The following is a 16199-nucleotide window of genomic DNA, read 5'->3' on the forward strand; positions in this document are numbered from 1 at the left end:
TGCGCTGAGAGAAACCGTGCCTGTCATCACCTGCATCGAAGATTTACGCGTGCTTGCCGAGCGGCGTGTGCCGCGCATGTTCTACGACTACGCCGACAGTGGCTCGTGGACCGAAAGTACCTACCGTGCCAATGAAAGCGACTTCCAACGCCTGAAGTTGCGCCAGCGCGTGGCGGTCAACATGGCGGGCCGCAGCACGCGCACGGAAATGATCGGTCAGGCGGCCGCCATGCCCGTGGCGCTCGCGCCGACGGGGTTGACCGGCATGCAGCATGCCGACGGCGAAATCCTGGCGGCGCGCGCGGCGGAGAAGTTCGGCGTCCCGTTCACCTTGTCCACGATGAGCATCTGCTCGATCGAGGACGTGGCCGCCCAGACCACCCAACCATTCTGGTTCCAGCTTTACATGATGCGCGACCGCGATTTCATCATGCGGCTGATCGAGCGCGCTCGCGCGGCACGGTGCAGCGCCTTGATGCTGACACTGGACCTGCAGATCCTCGGCCAACGCCACAAGGACATCAAGAACGGGTTGTCGGCGCCGCCCAAATTGACCCCTGCGAACCTCATCAACCTCGCGACCAAACCGCGCTGGTGCCTCGGCATGCTCGGCACCCGGCGGCGCACCTTCGGCAACATCGTCGGTCATGCGAAGGGCGTGGGCGATCTGTCGTCCCTGAGTTCGTGGACCGCCGAGCAGTTCGATCCGGCGCTGAGCTGGGCAGATGTCGAGTGGGTCAAGAAGATGTGGGGCGGCAAACTCATTCTGAAAGGCATCATGGATGTCGAAGATGCGCGCCTTGCCGCCGACAGCGGTGCTGACGCGTTGATCGTCTCCAACCACGGCGGCCGTCAACTCGACGGTGCGCCTTCTTCGATCTCGGCGCTCCCCGAGATCGCACGCGAGGTCGGCTCGCGTATCGAAGTGTGGATGGATGGCGGCATCCGCAGCGGACAGGACGTGCTGAAGGCCGTTGCGCTCGGCGCGAAAGGCACGCTGATCGGCCGCAGCTTCCTCTATGGGCTGGGTGCAATGGGAGAGGAGGGTGTTACCCGGTGCCTGCAGATCATCCAGAAGGAACTGGACATCACCATGGCCTTTTGCGGGCACACGGATATCCGTCAGGTGGACGAGCGGATCCTGCTGCCCGACAGGCGTTGAAGGCGGCCGCCAGGCGCGACATCTGGCGTCTGGCAGTCGCCGGTGTTCAGCCAGATGTTCGGCCTAAGCCGTTCGCCGCCACTTCATTCGGCTCGCAGTCTTCCAACGCTTGCAGAAACGTCGAACTCCACCAGTGCACATCGAACTTGCGGATGCGGTTAAGAAGCGCTTCGTGCCGGTTGATCCGCTCGTCAAGCGACATGGTTAGCGCCCGCTGAATGGCCTGCGCCGTGCCTTGCGTATCGTAGGGATTGACCAGCAGCGCTTCCTTCAATTGCTCGGCGGCCCCGGCAAAACGCGAAAGCACCAGCATGCCCGGGTCGGCAGCGTCCTGCGCCGCGACGAATTCCTTTGCGACCAGATTCATGCCGTCCCGCAAGGGCGTGACGAGCGCCACGCGACTCGCGCGAAAAAGACCCGGCAGGCGCTTACGGGCCACGTTCCGATGAATGTAGCGTACCGGCATCCAGTCCAGTTCACCAAAGTCGCCGTTGATCGCGCCGCACAGGCTATCCATCTGACGCCGCAGATCGTCGTAGGCACCGACGTCCTCGCGGCTCGGGGAAGCGATCTGGATCAGCGTCGCGCTATCGCGGTTTTCCGGGTAGTAGGTCAGCAGCTCGCGGAAAGCATGGACGCGTTGCGGCAGCCCCTTCGAATAGTCCAGCCGGTCGACGCCTACCAGCAAACGCCGCCGCGAATACTCGTCACGCATCCGGACGAACATGTCGCGGCCTTCCTTCGAGTCGGCAAGACGCTTGAAATCGTCGACGTCGATGCCGATGGGATAGGCGCCGACCCGCAGCGTTCGATTGAATGCCCGAAGGCGATCCGGACTCAAGCGTTGCGCGTGCGCTTCCGATTCGACGTAGTGAGAAAAATGCGTCAGGTCGGCTTCGCTCTGGAAGCCCACCAGATCGTATGCAAAGAGCGAGCGCATCAGCCATTCGTGTTCCGGAATCGCTGCCATGATCAGCGGCGGCGGCATCGGAATATGCAGGAAGAAGCCAATGCGGTTGGTGCATCCCATGGCGCGCAATTCGGCCGCGAGCGGGATCAGTTGGTAATCGTGAACCCAGATGAGGTCGTCCGGTTTCAGGAGCGGCAGCAGTTTTTGCGCGAATAACTGGTTGACCCTGCGATAGCCCGCTGCGAATCGCGTGTCGAAATTGGCCAGGTCCAGCCGGTAGTGGAATACCGGCCACAGGACATCGTTGGAGTAGCCCAGGTAATACGTGTCGTGATCCTCGCGGCTCAGATCAAGCGTCGCAAGCGTGACGTTGCCGGCCGTTTGGACATGAACTTCCCCGTGGCTGGATTGCGCGCCATCCGCGGCTTCCCGGATCTTGCCGCTCCAGCCGAACCAGAGCCCGCCAGTTTGTTGCAGGCTTTCTCGTACAGCTACGGCGAGTCCGCCGGCTGCAGGCTTGCGAGGGTCGGCAGTGCGATTTGAAACGACGACGAGACGACTCATGAGGTCCTTGTGCTGTTGCGTTCACATGCGATATCCGGCGCGGCCAGCCGTGCCGGACAAGGATCACTTCCTGATTGACGCAGTTTACTATGTCGTCAGCACATGCTTGCGACTGCGCTTCGCCCGTACGCTTCGCTCCTACCGCCTCGCGTGTGTGCGGGCCCGTGCAAGTTAACGATTTCTTCAGATTGCCTCGATAGTGATTTCGGTAGTCCGACCGCAACATGAGGCAAGCGCTACGAACGAGACGCCGCGTGCGAAGTCGTTCGAAACGCCATTGCGGCCAACCGTTTGTTCGTCTGTTGACCGTGTCCGCATTACCTTGCTGGAGTCAGTCAACATGAAAACACTTCGACTCGTGGCGACGTGCGCCGTCGCCCTCTTTTTTGGACAAGCGTGGGCGCAAGACAACCCGGTGCAGTCTGCAACACCACCTGCCGCTCAGGACGTCGGCGGCACAACCAGCTCGTCGGCAGGCGAATCAGGATCCGCAGCGAAGCTCACGCGACAACAGGTTTACCAGGACCTTATTCGTTCACGGCAAAGCGGAGAACAAAGCCGCCTGTGGGGCGACCTCTACCACGGCCAATGAAGAACCGGCGCCGTGCGCCGCCCGCCGGCCTTCACGTCGAAGGGCGTAATACGCGCAACGTATGACGGTGCAAGTGGAGGCCCAACGGTACCAAGTCGACAAGCCGCATGCATAGGCTTCTTCCGGGCTTTGCCACGACCGCCCGATCAGTAACCAACATGCTTTTCGACTTTCCGGAACCGTCCGGTCGACCGATAGTGCTGGAACCATGGGTTAGTGCGCAGTTCACACAATCGCGGCGAGCGTTCGGCAACCGCGGCCTCGAGCCAGTGAAACATCTCGTCCGGTTGTGCGAGGCGTGCGTACAATTCCGCAAACAGGAGCGGCGATGTATAGCGCTTTCGGCTCCTTGCCTGTAAATCCTGCAGATACCACTGCAGAACCTTCTGATAGCCACCAGAGTCCCAGATCGCCCGAATGGACGCCGCCCGGGCGAACTCGCTGCACCGTGTCAACGCATCGACGGTCGCTTCGATCGCCTCTTCGTGCCGCCCCTGGACTTCGAATGCAGTAGCCAGCAACTGGTAGATCAACGGCGATCTATTCCCGTGCCCGGTGTCGAGATATTCGCGGATGACCTCCTCGTATCTGCCCGACTGTATAAGACCGAACACGCGCGAACCTTCGAACCCCAGTGGGTCCACACTTTCGGCGAGCTCGAACTGCGCTCTTCCCTCCGCTTCTCGCCCGAGCACCAGTAGAAGCCGTCCGTACAGGCGGCTGGTTTCCGCATGGCTCGGGTTGAGCCGCAATGCCTTCAGAAACTCGGCTTCCGCACGGAGCCAGTCCCAGTCGTAGAAGTAGTGCACACCGGCAAGCGCCTGGTGAGCCTCCGGAAGATTTGCGTCGAGTTCCAGAGCGCGAAGTGCCGATTCGCGCGCTTTGGGGTAACCCTGCGACGGCGCGTAGAACCCATGCGTGGCGGTCGAGCCGAAGATATTCGACAAGCCGACGTAGCCGAGCGCGTAGGTCGGGTCCCGATCAACAGCACTTTCGAAGTAGTTCCGCGCGCGAATGAAGTCCTCGTCGTTTAACGCATGATGTGCGGCGAACCCCGCATCGAAATGAACGCGCCGGGTCCAGTAATATCGGCCACGCAGGTAGGCGTCGTGCGCCACCGGATCGACCGGCAGACGCCTTGCGAGCATGTGTTGCTGCTGTTGCGCGAGCGCCGGCGAGACTTCCTGAGCGAGGGCGGTGCCGACCTCTTTCTGGATATCCAGTGCGCCCCGTGTCATTGGTTCATGCGCACGGCTCCAGATCTGCACCTGATCGACGCAGCGGATCAGGTGCGCCAGGATGCGAACCCTTCCTCCGTCCCGTGTCAGCGAACCTTCGAGCACATAGTCGACTGACAGCTCGTGCGCGATTTCCGCGATGCTCTTATTTACCCGCCGGTAGCGGGCGGCCGTTGTCCTGGCAATGACGAGAATCTGCTCGGGATTGAGCACCCCGATGTTGGCGGAGGTCTCGTCCGCGAGCGCGTCGCAGAGACTGTCTTCGCTTGAATCGCCGGTCTTGTTTTCGAAGGGCAGCACCAGCACGCGGACCGCTTCCGCGGGAATATGCAAAGGCTCTTCGGACAACGTCCGCGTGCCGTTCAGGCGATACCCCTTCCCCTTGACTGTTGTCAGATGCAATGGGTGATCGGGATTTTCGTCTAGCGCAATCCGGATTTTTCTAATTGCTGTATTAATGCTGTTGTCCGTTTCGCGAAAAGCGTTACCTCCCCATAGCGCCCTGACGATGTCTGCGCGCGTCACGAGTTGTCCGTCGCGGGACGCCATCAGGATCAGCAACTCCATCGGCAGGCGTTCGAGAGGGATCTGCTGTCCAGCCCGACGCAATTCGTAGCGCTGGATATCGAGTTCGGTGTCGCCAATCCTGACGAACTCCTGAGGATTCATTTGCGCTCCTGCAACAGCGACTCATTGCCCATTTTGACGCCTATGGCCTCCTGGCGGTGACGCTTCATTCGGAACGAGGCAACGAATGCGAATGTCGCGCAAAGCACCATGACAAGCGCGGGTGAAAATGCCCAGTTCGTTGTGGATGCAAGAATGCTTGCGGCGAGCGGCGCTATTGCCATCGGCGCGGCCAGACCGACATTCATGGTGGTGGCGAGGCCGCTGAATCGCACGTCGACGGGAAACATCTCCGCAATCGCACACGCGTAGGTTCCATTTGCAAACGAGGCGACGACACCGGCCATCAGAAACAGCAGGGGTAAGCTGGCCTGATGACGCGTCACCGCAACGTAAAAGAAAGGGGCGAACAGCGCTGACAGTACGGCCCCCGACATGAAGACGTAACGTCGCGACAGCAGATCGCCTAAGTACGCTGTGACTAGGATGCAGCCCGAGATGGCGGTTACATACAGGGTCTGGGCGCTCGCAATCTTCCGCGGGTCATAGTGCAGCGTCTGAAGATAGGCTGGCATGTGCGCCACGAAGAGACCACTGGACGCCCCCACCAGTGACGCCGCAGCGACGCCCGTCAGCACGGACGCGGCATGCTTGCGGAACAGAACAGCAAGCGGCTCCCGGTGCCGGGCGCTCACTCTCCGCGCATATTCATCGGTTTCCGCCAACGTGCGCCGCACAACGAAACTCAGCAGACCTAGAAGACCGCCAACCAGAAAGCCGATCCGCCATCCGAATGCGCGGACCTGATCTGAAGTAAAAATCATCTGCACGCCGAGATTGATGCTGATGGCAAGCATCAGCGCAATATTGACAGCGAGAAACACCATGCCGCATAAGATCCCGGGTTTCGCGTGCGCTGTTTCAACGGCATAGATAACTGCTCCCGGCAATTCACCGCCCAGGCACAAACCCTGTGTGATTCGTAGCAGAACCAGGAGCATTGGCGCGGCAACGCCCAGTGATTCGTATGAAGGAAGTATTGCGATGAGCAAGGTCGACACTGCAGCGACCATCGCCGACGAGGCGAAAACAATGCGCCGGCCGTACTTGTCGCCCAGCCGGCCGAGAAAGATGCCGCCCACGAGCCTCGACATGGAACCGGCCGCCAGGACCGCGAACGACAGTGTCTCTGCGGGCACGCCCATTCGTGCCGGGAAGAATTCGCGGCCAATGCTTTGTGCGAAAAAACCATAGACGGCGAAATCGAATACCTCGAGCGCGCCGCCTGTGCTTGCGACGAAAATCATCCAGCGTTGGCGGGGGCTCAAGGAGCAGATCTCAGCTCTTTCTCGACGTCTTGGCGACAAATGGTGTCGGTACGTGCTGACACGCCTCGCTTCCGCATTTCGGGCAAACCGGATGGGCGATCTCATGTTCCGCGAGATGTTCAGCGTGTTCGAACAACTCGCCACATTTCTCGCAACGATATTGGTACGTCGGCATTGCGCTTCTCCAACACGAATTCCACCTGCGCTGGCCAGCTACGGCTCGCCGGCGCTTTCCGGTAGTCTGAAAATTAATTCTAGTGCAGCAAATGCGCAGACATACGCCTCATCGCAGCCAGTGCGCGCCGGTCTACGACGCCACCCGCGACCCGCGCTTCCGCTGGCGGCTGGTTCGTACTAGGCTTGATTGTGGAAGGCATCCGCTGTCTGGCGAAACTTGACGAGCTGACATTCGCTGACAAAAGCAACCTTCCCCCGGTGTTCCTGACGCCACAGAGCGAGGTCCGATATGCAAATGCTTACGGTAACAATCGACAAACCCGAGGCGACGAACTTCATCCTGGGGCAAAGCCACTTCATCAAGTCTGTCGAGGATCTGCACGAGGCGCTGGTGGGTACCGTTCCGGGCATCAAGTTTGGTTTGGCCTTTTGTGAAGCATCGGGCAAGCGCCTCGTGCGCCGGTCCGGCACCGACGCCGAACTGATCGAGTTGGCGTGCCGCAATGCCATGACCATCGCGGCAGGCCATAGCTTCCTGATCTTTTTGGGCGATGGCTTTTTCCCGGTCAATGTGCTGAACGCGATAAAGGCTGTGCCGGAGGTATGCCGGATCTTCTGTGCGACGGCGAATCCCACGCAGATTCTGGTTGCCGAGACAGATCAGGGGCGCGGTATCCTGGGTGTGGTCGACGGGTTCCCGCCGCTCGGCGTGGAAAACGAGGAGGACGTTCAATGGCGCAAGGACCTGTTGCGCGCGATTGGTTACAAAGCGTAGGTGTGGTTACGCTTATTCCGCGGCGTGCGCGTTTGCGAGATGCACGCCGGTTGACGTGATCCATGGAGCACCTACATCTCCAGTCCGGCACCCTGTGGCCGGCCATCCTGCGCCAGACTGAGCATGCGCTGCGTCGTGGTGCGCTGCGACCGATCGAGACAACCCAGACGCTGATCGAAGAAGGTGGCGTACGCTTCCTGGTCCGCGAGGTCTCAAGCCTCACTCGCAAGGAGGAAGCCCGACAAGCGCCTAAGCCCAACGCCAGGGCGCGCAGTGTGTTCAATCCGTTCCTGCCTTATGACCCGGACCTCTTTGTGGCCGATATCTCGGACACTCACGTCGCCTTGCTCAACAAGTTCAACGTCATCGACCATCATCTCCTGATCGTCACCCGCAGCTTCAAGTCGCAGGACACGCTGCTCGATCTGACGGACTTTGCTGCATTGGTCGAGTGCATGGCTGAGTTCGATGGTCTGGGTTTCTATAACGGCGGCGTGGAGGCCGGCGCGAGTCAACTCCACAAGCATCTGCAGATCGTGCCGCTGCCGCTTGGAGAATCAGGCCCGCCGCTCCCTATTGAGTCCGTTCTTGCATCCGCGTGCATGGACGGTCCGATTGGCAAGGTACTCGGTCTGGATTTCAGGCACGCGTTCGCCCATCTGGAGCAGGCGCCTGCCGCCTCAAGGCACGCCGCACACGCCGCGTTCGATTGCTACCACGCGTTGCTCGAAGCGGTTGGCCTGCGAGCGATCGAGGTGAATGGCGAGCTGCACCCGTCGGCACCGTACAACCTGCTTGTCGCTCCTCGATGGATGCTGCTCGTGCCAAGGTCTTCGGAACGTGTCGAGGGAATTTCGGTGAATGCGCTGGGGTTCGCGGGATCGCTCTTCGTGCGAGACGCAGCCCAGATGGAAGTCATCAAGAGGCTCGGTCCGATGACCGTGCTGCGACGAGTCGCGGTCTCCGCAGACGAATGAGAACGGCAGTCGCTATTTCTCTGGTCACCTAAAATACAGGCATGGTTCTGACCTCAAAGGAGGTTGCCATGACCGAGTCGATGACCAGTTTTGTAGTGGGAATCGCGGTGGTGCTATGCATCGTGATATTTACCGCGATACGTTACAGGCGGGAACACAACGACCGACCGGTCGCCCGCTGGCTGCACGCGCATCCGATCAAGGACTGGCTGCACCATAAGCACTGAATGGCGCAACGTGATGTCTGAACACGCCGGGCCGCGCGAATGCTGTGGAGGCAGCGATCGCGTGGCGGTCCACAGCGGACTGCGCGGCGCTTCTATGCTGTTTCTTCCGCAAACCGAACTAGATCGCAATCGACGGAATGCTCTTCATGCAGCGGAGGGCAAACATCGAGCGGCTATGGCGAATGCCCGCGATCTTATAGAGCTTCTCGCGCAGAAACCGCTCGTAGCCGGCCGTCCCGTCGACTGCCACTTTGACCAGGTAGTCGTAATCGCCTGACACCAGATACGCCTCCAGCACCTCAGTCAACGTTGCCAGTTCGGCGCCGAAGCGGGCAAGGGCGTCGTCGTCGTGACGGTCGAGCGTGACTTCGAGCAGCACCACGTCGGCGAAGCCCAGTTTCTGCTGATCGAGCAACGCGACGTAGCCGCGGATGTACCCCTCCGTCTCCAACTGACGCGTGCGATTCCAGCACGCCGTGGTCGACATGCCGACCAGTTCGGCGAGTTCGGCGTTGCTCAGGCGCGCGTTCTTCTGCAACTCGCGCATGATCTTCCGATCCTGGTTGTCCAGTGGGCGATTTCGGGTGGTCATGGCATTCTCGGAAATTTATTCGGATAAATGCCATTCTAAAGGAAGATCGTCCTGCGTCAGGCGGGCGGGCGTATCGCTTTAGGAAGCCTATCCAGCCTGCGTCCGGGTATATTTTCAGGGTGCATTCATGCCCGGGACAACCGTCCGGGCCGCCGGCCTCGGGCCTGCGGTCTTGCGCGGCCACAAGCTGCCATCCGGTGTCTCGCTGCCTTCACAGGAAAAGCAGCACGCGGGCGGATTCCGGTGTTACCCGCGCCGGAAGACGCGCTCGCCGGGCATGGTGCATTTTCTTAGCCGAATGCTTGCCGGCACCAACCGTCCGTACGCGTTCCTTGAACGATCTTCGAGTGCCGCGGCGGCGACGCGCAACGCCGGCAAATCAACAACTTCTCCCGCTCTTCAGCTTGTCTTGGTCGGCGCTCTGGTCGCACTTTGTACGGCGACATTGCGATACACGTCGCGACAGAACTGCATGCCGCCTTCGTGCGCGCCATTGACGGCGGCCGCTATATGCACAGCGCTCACAACCGGTTCAGGCGCCGTCGGATTGACGAGGGTGGCGTCGACGGCAAGTGGATCGGCAGGCGAGGCCCGCATGATACCGATGCCCTTGATCGTTACGGCGAGGCAGGGGTCCGGCACGAGCGGACCATGAGTGGCAGCGACGTTGAAATTGATGTTCAGCGTCCAGAAGCCCTCATGAATGTTCTGATGAATGATCACTGCCTTCACCACGTCCTGGTGTGACAGCGTGTATTCGTTGTTTGCCATCGGTCCCTCCTTGCTCGTACGCAGCGTGTGCGTGCGTATGCAGATATGGCATTTTGCGCGGGCTAATAGGCCTAGTTTTACGCACCGTTTTATACAGCGCAAGTGAAAAGGCAGGTATGTCGACGCGTGATTTTTGCGCTGACGGGAGGAGGGTGACACGCAGGGTGCGAACGTCTCGGGAGGCGCGCGGCCGCCGGGACAGGCAGGGCCGCGCGGATTGATCTTCAGGTGAACTGCTTATGTTGCAAAGGATTAGTGGAAAATGAGGTACAGGATGACCAGTACGATCAACGGGACGCCGAGAAGCCAGCCAAGTAGGTAAGGCATGATGTGATCTCCTTTCGTATCAACGGTTGAATACGATGGTGACTCAGCATCCGGCGTGCCCGTTCAGTTTTACTGCTGACCTGACTACTTCAATTCGGCTATATCACGCCGGCGACGAGCAACACGATCACAATGATCAACACGATGCCAATACCACCGGTCGGTGCGTAACCCCATGAACGGCTATGCGGCCACGTCGGAAACGCACCGATGAGGATAAGGATCAGCACAATCAGAAGAATGGTTCCCAACATATTAATAACCTCCGCTTAGGTTCACAGGACCCGCCTGTCACGACAGCCATGGAGCACGCGGTTTAGGCGAGCTTGCGAAAAGGCAGTATCGATGCCTTGGGGTTGAGCAAACCATGTGCCCAAAGTAGAAGTCTTGACGCGAATTGTTTAAAACGATCGGTGACTGCTCGCGACCGTATCGACGCGTGGTGCTCTGATGAATCGATCGTCGAGGCGATTCGACTTACATCTGGAGCGCTGCTCGCGCTGCACAAGAACCCCTCTCTGCTCTCCTTTCCTCAGACATTTACCGCGCTTCGCAACTTCCCACTGACGTCCCCCAATCGATCGAGACCGTTACGGGCGGTGTTACGTAACGGGCGCGTTACCGCACACGATTCCGCGTCTTTTTTCACTTGTTTTCCGAACGACGGGCTCGGACGAAAACTTATATCTAACAAGCGCTTGCCCGATGTGCCCGGACCAATTGTGAAAGAAATTTAAAGATTGGCATGCTTGCTGCTTTATAGGGTGTGCGGTGCACAAGACTGACAAGACAAGCAGTAAGTGTTGGTGAAGTTCGAATCAACGACTGGCCTGGTCGGGGGTTATCAGGTCGGTTTCCTCAACGCACAAGCGGTGTGATCTTTTGTTCGGATTCATCGTGGCGGCGTTTTGCCTGAGTACCCAGGTTGGACGGGTGCGAATGGCTGGTAGTCAATCCCCCATCGTTGTTCAGGAACGTCCAGTCGCTTGGTTTCGCGCTGGATGAGTGACATCCAGGTTGTTTTGCATTGCGCGCTTCTTCGCGTGCCGGGGTGGTGTTGTTGCGAAGCGCGTGGTGGTGGAAGTAGGAGCGACATGAGCTGTTGAAGCGAACACAAGTTGAGCAGCTCGACAAGAACGTTTGGCGCGAGAGACCAGCGTGGGGGATAAAAATGGATACGGCGAATTTTGCGCAGCAAAGAAGAACGATACCGGGGTTGCAAAGCCTGATCGCGCGCTTGCTCGACGTGATGCTCGTCGTCGCCGGGGCGGTGGCCGCTTCGCAAGTGCGATTTGAAGATCTCATGCAAAGCCGTATCGATACCGCCTTCGTTGCGTTTGCTGCGGCGTTTACGTTGGTTCTGTTCCCCGCATTCGGCGTGTACGGCTCATGGCGTGGACGGGCAATGCTGCGCATGGCCGGTCAGGTATCGCTAGCGTGGTTCGTGGTTCAAGGCTGTGGTCTCGCGCTGATGTTCTCGCTGCATCGTACGGATTTCATCTCGCGCCTCTGGTTTGCCTATTGGATGGCAATGACGGGCGGTGCGCTGATTGGGTCGCGTCTGGCTGTGCGCGCCGTGCTCGCACGCGTCCGGCACGCAGGGATGAATCTCCGCCGGGTTGCGGTTGTGGGATGTGGGTCGCATTGCCACCAGGTCGTGCGCAATATCGAGGGCTCGACGACTAGTGGATTTCGTGCAGTGGCGGCCTTTGATGTGCGGCCGGTGATGGGGACGATAGGTTCAGGTGTGCCGGTGTACGACGACATCACCAAGTTCGCCGCCTACGTGAGATCTAACGATGTGCAGGAGTTGTGGCTTGCGTTACCGCTTTCCGAGGAACGCACGCTGTCGCGCTTTGTGGCTGAGTTTCGCGACGACCTCGTGAACGTGCGCTTTGTACCTGATATGCGCAGCGTTGCGCTGTTCGATAGCGGCATGATCGATCTGATCGGCATGCCTGCGATCAACCTGGTTGCGTCGCCGGTGCCGGCTCGCGCCTTAGTGAAGAAAGAGATTTTCGATCGCGCGTTCGCCGCTTGCGCGCTGGTTGCGCTTGCCCCGGTGCTGATCGCGATTGCGATTGCCGTCAAGCTGTCTTCGCGTGGACCGGTGTTTTTCACGCAGAAGCGCAAGGGTGCGGATGGACGCATCTTCAAGATCTATAAGTTTCGCTCGATGCGTCCTCACGCCGTAGAAACGGGCGTGGTGAAACAGGCCACACGAGGGGACCCGCGTATTACGCGAGTGGGTGCGTTTCTCAGACGTACTAGCCTGGATGAGTTGCCGCAGTTCTTCAATGTACTGCGCGGCGATATGTCGGTAGTGGGGCCGCGGCCTCATGCGATTGAACACGACGAGCTTTATCAGAAAGTGGTGAACGGCTACATCCATCGGTACCGGATAAAGCCGGGGATCACAGGATGGGCACAGATCAACGGATTCAGAGGAGAGACAGACCAGATCGAGAAGATGCAAGGACGCGTCGAACACGATCTGTACTACCTGCGCAATTGGTCGTTCGGGCTCGACATGCGGATTGTCGCGGCGACGATAGCGAAGGGTCTGGTTCATAGCAACGCGTACTGACACCTGCACACAATAAAAAACACATGGCCATGAAATTACGCGGACAACAACCCCGATCGGCGCCGAGCGCGTTGACGCTTGCTGCAGCCTTAGCGTTTTCCGCTTCGGCGCACGCGGCCGACCCTGCGCTCAATGCACTCGGGCAGGCGGGCGGTTTGGTGATTCCGTATGCGTTTGCACTGCCCGAAGGGACAGTGGAGGCGCAGTACAACAACTACATCGATCCGCGCTACGGGAAGAAAGCGACGGGCGCGCAAATGTATTGGGGCGCGGTGGGGTTGCTGCCTTATGTGGAGTTCTCCGGCGGACTCGCCAATTACCCGGCTGATGTCCACGCGCCATTCAGCGGCGCCGACCACTTCCTGTTTCGTCACCTGATGGGCGACGTCAAGATCGAAGTACCGAAGTTCTTCAAGTATCAACCGAGCATTGCGTTCGGCATTAGTGACGTTGGCGGCCAGACGCATTTCTTCCGTTCGAAGTACGGCGTGGTGTCGCAAGCATTTGGACCGGTGACGTTGACCGCTGGCTATGGCCAGGGCGATCGCCTCGATGGTTTGTTCGGCGGCGCGCAGGTCTCGCTGTGGAACACGGGTTTGTCGCTGCTCGCAGAAGACGATTCGAAGACACCTTACGCCGGCGTGCGTTATCAGTCTCCGCGAATTAGCTGGCTCGCCGATGCGAACGTGATCGGCACGTTCATGCGTTCGATCCGCTCGACGGACGGTGTGTCGCCGCGCACGTCGTTCTCGGTGGGCATTCAGATTCCGCTGGGCAAACGCTTTAGCAGTGCGCGGTGTGCAGACGGTTTGTGCGAGGGCCCGCAGGTGCCGGTCGCGCAGACTGCGGACGCCGACGATGACGGCCCCATCCGTCTCGCCAGCCTGCAACCGGTGGATATGCGTGCCGCCACAGTCAACAACAATGCGCTGGCTGCGGCACCGATTACGTATGTGCCACCGCTGCAGTCGTATGCGTCTGTGATGCTGAGTGATGTGACGGCGGCCAAATCGTCGGATGCGCAGTCTCCCGCCATTCCGGAAGCGCTGGACACCTCCGCGCTCGACGAAATCGCCGCGCAACTCTTTGCCGCCGGCCTCGAGCGTGTGCGTGTCGGGATGAGCGGTCGCGATCTGGTGGTTGAGTACGAGAACCACCGATACAACCAGAACGAAGCGGACGCGCTCGGCATTGTGCTTGGCGTGGCGAGCGTGAATGCACCGCACGGCACGGACAAGATTCATGTGGTGATCAAGAAGGCCAATGAGCCGTTAGGCGAAGTCATTGTCGATCGCGATGCGTTTGCGCAGTTCGTTGCGGGCGGCGCGCCGACGGCCGCAAGCGCGTCAATGACGATGCGCGCGCGTCCAACTTACGACGCGGATTCGATCGCATGGCATGGCAACGAGCACACGCATGGGCTGACGCGGATTCAGATCGAACCGATCGTCAGTTACCTGTACGGCACCGAGTACGGCAACTTCGACATTTCGCTCGGCGCCAACATTGAAGGGTTCGTGCCGTTGTGGCGCGGCGCGGAGTTGTACGCGAGTTATATCGCGCCGATCTACAACACGAAGAACATGGACGAAGGCCGTGTGTTCAGCAATTACCGCCTGCGCGGCGGTCTGAATGCGGTCGCATTGGCACAAAGCTTCTGGATCATTCCGCAAGTGTTCAACGTGGCGTCGGTCGGCAAGTTCGATTACTCGTACGTGGGTGTGCAAAACGAAACAACGGTGTTCGTGCCGGGCCGTCCCGACCTGATTCGCTTGCGGCTTGCCTATTTGCACCATGAGCCGGGCCATGACGAATTGCCGGGTGTGAAGAATGCCGAGCTGACTTACCGGTGGGTGCAGCCGTCCTGGAAGTTGTGGATCGAAGCGGGCGTGGCGCGCTTTGTGGGTGGAGACAAGGGGCCGGTTGCGACACTGACGCGCTGGTTCGACGACGTTTCGGTGAGCGTGCATGGCGAACATAGCGGGCAGGGCACGTTTGTGGGCGCCGCAATCAGCTTCCCGCTGACGTTGCGTCAGGGCATGAAGCCGGGGATCAGTCAGGTGTATGGCTCCGAAGAGTTCGGGCTTGATTTCCGCACGCGGGTGGGATCGACGAATTATCTGTCGGCCAATGGAGCGGAGAACATGACCTTCCCGTACAGCACGCAGCAGTTCTTGCTGAATCAGGGCCGCTTTAGCGGCGAGTACTTCTCGACCCAGCTCTACCGGATGCGTGATGCGTATCTGCGTTACGGACGGCCTGGTAGTGACGGAACGAAGCCGAAGCCGCAAGTGAGTGTGCCCGCTGTATCGACGGGCGCTGCGCTTTCACATGGCGTCTGCGGAAACGGTTTGCAGGGTGTAAGCGACGGACGGGCGCTGGTGCCGGTCAATTGTGAATGACTTTCTTTGGAGATAGGCGATGAAGCTTCTAAACGGCGCCACGCTGCGCACGCTGCAGTTCGGATCGATAGTGCTTGCGACCAGTGCGCTGGTTGCATGCGGTGGTGGAACCAATAGCGGCGGCTCGCCGGTCGGGACGGTGGGTGGTACAGCCGCTGTCGGCGTGGCGCTGGCTAACGCGAGCATCACCCTGACTTGCAAGAACGGTTCGGGTAGCGCTACGGCTAATTCCAACGGCGCTTATACGGCGACGTTCGGGTTTGACGGTCCTTGCACGATTACGGCAACCGGCGGCGCGATCACGATTCATTCGTTTGCGGCTGGTGCGGGTACGTACAACGTGACGCCGTTGACGGAGTTGTTGTTGGACTACCTCGCGGGGCAGTTGGGCACGACGGTTAGTGGGTTGCTCGCGGGGATTACTTCTAACCCGTCGTATCAGAGCGCGCTGTCGAATAGCACGGTGATTGCGAATGCTGAGGCGGCGGTTGTGAAGCTCATTAAAGACACGTACGGAATCACGCTTTCTTCTTCTTCGTTCTTGACGGTTTCGTTTACGCCGGGCGCTCCGGGTGCTGATGCGGATCTCGATACGTTGCTGGCGGCTGGGGCGATTACGAGTAATGGGCAACCGGCAGCTTCGTTGGCTTCGGCCGCGCAGGCGGCTGGGGCGGCGGCGCCGATTGGCAGTGGGAGTGGTGGGTCGACGGGTGGGACGGGTGGGACGACAGGTGGGACGGGTGGGAGTGGGGGGACGGGGACTACGACGAAGTGAACCGAGTTCTTCGATATTGCTGAAGAAATATGTCGAGATCGATCCGGATTAGCTGCTTGTCCGGATCCCAAAGACGGGACGCCTCGTTTGATTTTCCGAGGCTGATCCCGCCATTTCATGGGTTGTTGCTGGAACTCCAAATTGGCTTCCCGACCGTGACGTAAAGCG

The 16199-nt window shown here is 59.7% G+C and carries 15 protein-coding genes; 8 read left to right on the plus strand and 7 right to left on the minus strand.

Features of this window, described 5'->3' with window-relative positions; translation table 11 throughout:
• Positions 1-16: 16 nt before the first annotated feature.
• Positions 17-1162: an alpha-hydroxy acid oxidase gene (locus M0D64_RS28370; protein ID WP_168435780.1), complete on the plus strand. Its 1146-nt coding sequence runs from the start codon at positions 17-19 to the stop codon at positions 1160-1162.
• A 46-nt stretch (positions 1163-1208) separates the two neighbouring features.
• Here the strand turns inward: M0D64_RS28370 and otsA are convergent, their stop codons facing one another.
• Positions 1209-2636 carry an alpha,alpha-trehalose-phosphate synthase (UDP-forming) gene (gene otsA, locus M0D64_RS28375; RefSeq protein WP_266260179.1) on the minus strand — a complete coding sequence of 476 codons (1428 nt, stop codon included), beginning with the start codon at positions 2634-2636 and terminating at the stop codon, positions 1209-1211.
• A gap of 340 nt (positions 2637-2976) precedes the next feature.
• Between otsA and M0D64_RS28380 the strand changes: the two genes are divergently transcribed.
• The gene (locus M0D64_RS28380) at positions 2977-3228 is read left to right on the plus strand and encodes a hypothetical protein (protein ID WP_266239106.1); all 252 of its coding nucleotides are present in this window, start codon (positions 2977-2979) and stop codon (positions 3226-3228) included.
• Positions 3229-3374: 146 nt separating this feature from the next.
• Here the strand turns inward: M0D64_RS28380 and M0D64_RS28385 are convergent, their stop codons facing one another.
• The 3 genes from M0D64_RS28385 to M0D64_RS28395 are packed head-to-tail and all read right to left on the minus strand — an operon-like array spanning position 3375 to position 6596.
• Positions 3375-5135, minus strand: coding sequence for a winged helix-turn-helix domain-containing protein (locus M0D64_RS28385; protein ID WP_266260180.1), 1761 nt, complete (start codon positions 5133-5135; stop codon positions 3375-3377).
• Positions 5132-6400 carry an MFS transporter gene (locus M0D64_RS28390; RefSeq protein WP_266260242.1) on the minus strand — a complete coding sequence of 423 codons (1269 nt, stop codon included), beginning with the start codon at positions 6398-6400 and terminating at the stop codon, positions 5132-5134. The genes M0D64_RS28385 and M0D64_RS28390 overlap by 4 nt, the downstream gene beginning before the upstream one ends.
• A 31-nt stretch (positions 6401-6431) precedes the next feature.
• Positions 6432-6596: a zinc ribbon domain-containing protein gene (locus M0D64_RS28395; protein WP_154562389.1), complete on the minus strand. Its 165-nt coding sequence runs from the start codon at positions 6594-6596 to the stop codon at positions 6432-6434.
• Positions 6597-6887: 291 nt separating this feature from the next.
• Between M0D64_RS28395 and M0D64_RS28400 the strand changes: the two genes are divergently transcribed.
• From M0D64_RS28400 to M0D64_RS28410, 3 genes are all read left to right on the plus strand, one after another.
• Entirely contained in the window at positions 6888-7373 is a 486-nt protein-coding gene (locus M0D64_RS28400) for an adenosine-specific kinase (RefSeq protein ID WP_154562391.1), read from the plus strand.
• A gap of 62 nt (positions 7374-7435) precedes the next feature.
• On the plus strand, positions 7436-8350 hold the full coding sequence (locus tag M0D64_RS28405) for a phosphorylase (protein WP_266260181.1): 915 nt from the start codon (positions 7436-7438) through the stop codon (positions 8348-8350).
• A 68-nt stretch (positions 8351-8418) separates the two neighbouring features.
• Complete coding sequence (locus M0D64_RS28410) at positions 8419-8577, plus strand: hypothetical protein (protein WP_179839489.1); 159 nt, start codon at positions 8419-8421, stop codon at positions 8575-8577.
• Between the two features lie 118 nt (positions 8578-8695).
• On the opposite strand, the gene M0D64_RS28415 is transcribed toward M0D64_RS28410, so the two are convergent.
• From M0D64_RS28415 to M0D64_RS28425, 3 genes are all read right to left on the minus strand, one after another.
• A complete protein-coding gene (locus M0D64_RS28415) occupies positions 8696-9169 on the minus strand; it encodes an Lrp/AsnC family transcriptional regulator (RefSeq protein ID WP_154562395.1) in 474 nt (157 codons plus the stop codon).
• A gap of 399 nt (positions 9170-9568) precedes the next feature.
• On the minus strand, positions 9569-9940 hold the full coding sequence (locus M0D64_RS28420) for a hypothetical protein (protein WP_154562397.1): 372 nt from the start codon (positions 9938-9940) through the stop codon (positions 9569-9571).
• Between the two features lie 425 nt (positions 9941-10365).
• Entirely contained in the window at positions 10366-10521 is a 156-nt protein-coding gene (locus tag M0D64_RS28425) for a DUF3309 family protein (protein WP_154562399.1), read from the minus strand.
• A 953-nt stretch (positions 10522-11474) separates the two neighbouring features.
• Between M0D64_RS28425 and M0D64_RS28430 the strand changes: the two genes are divergently transcribed.
• Genes M0D64_RS28430 through M0D64_RS28440 form a run of 3 tightly spaced genes read left to right on the plus strand, consistent with a single transcriptional unit; the run spans position 11475 to position 16031 of the window.
• Positions 11475-12854, plus strand: coding sequence for an undecaprenyl-phosphate glucose phosphotransferase (locus M0D64_RS28430; protein ID WP_266260243.1), 1380 nt, complete (start codon positions 11475-11477; stop codon positions 12852-12854).
• A 23-nt stretch (positions 12855-12877) separates the two neighbouring features.
• Positions 12878-15256: a YjbH domain-containing protein gene (locus tag M0D64_RS28435; protein ID WP_266260183.1), complete on the plus strand. Its 2379-nt coding sequence runs from the start codon at positions 12878-12880 to the stop codon at positions 15254-15256.
• A gap of 19 nt (positions 15257-15275) precedes the next feature.
• Positions 15276-16031: a carboxypeptidase regulatory-like domain-containing protein gene (locus M0D64_RS28440; RefSeq protein WP_266260184.1), complete on the plus strand. Its 756-nt coding sequence runs from the start codon at positions 15276-15278 to the stop codon at positions 16029-16031.
• The last annotated feature ends 168 nt before the right edge of the window (positions 16032-16199 follow it).

This window comes from Paraburkholderia sp. WS6 (genome assembly GCF_030464835.1).
GTDB classification, from domain to species: Bacteria; Pseudomonadota; Gammaproteobacteria; order Burkholderiales; family Burkholderiaceae; genus Paraburkholderia; species Paraburkholderia madseniana.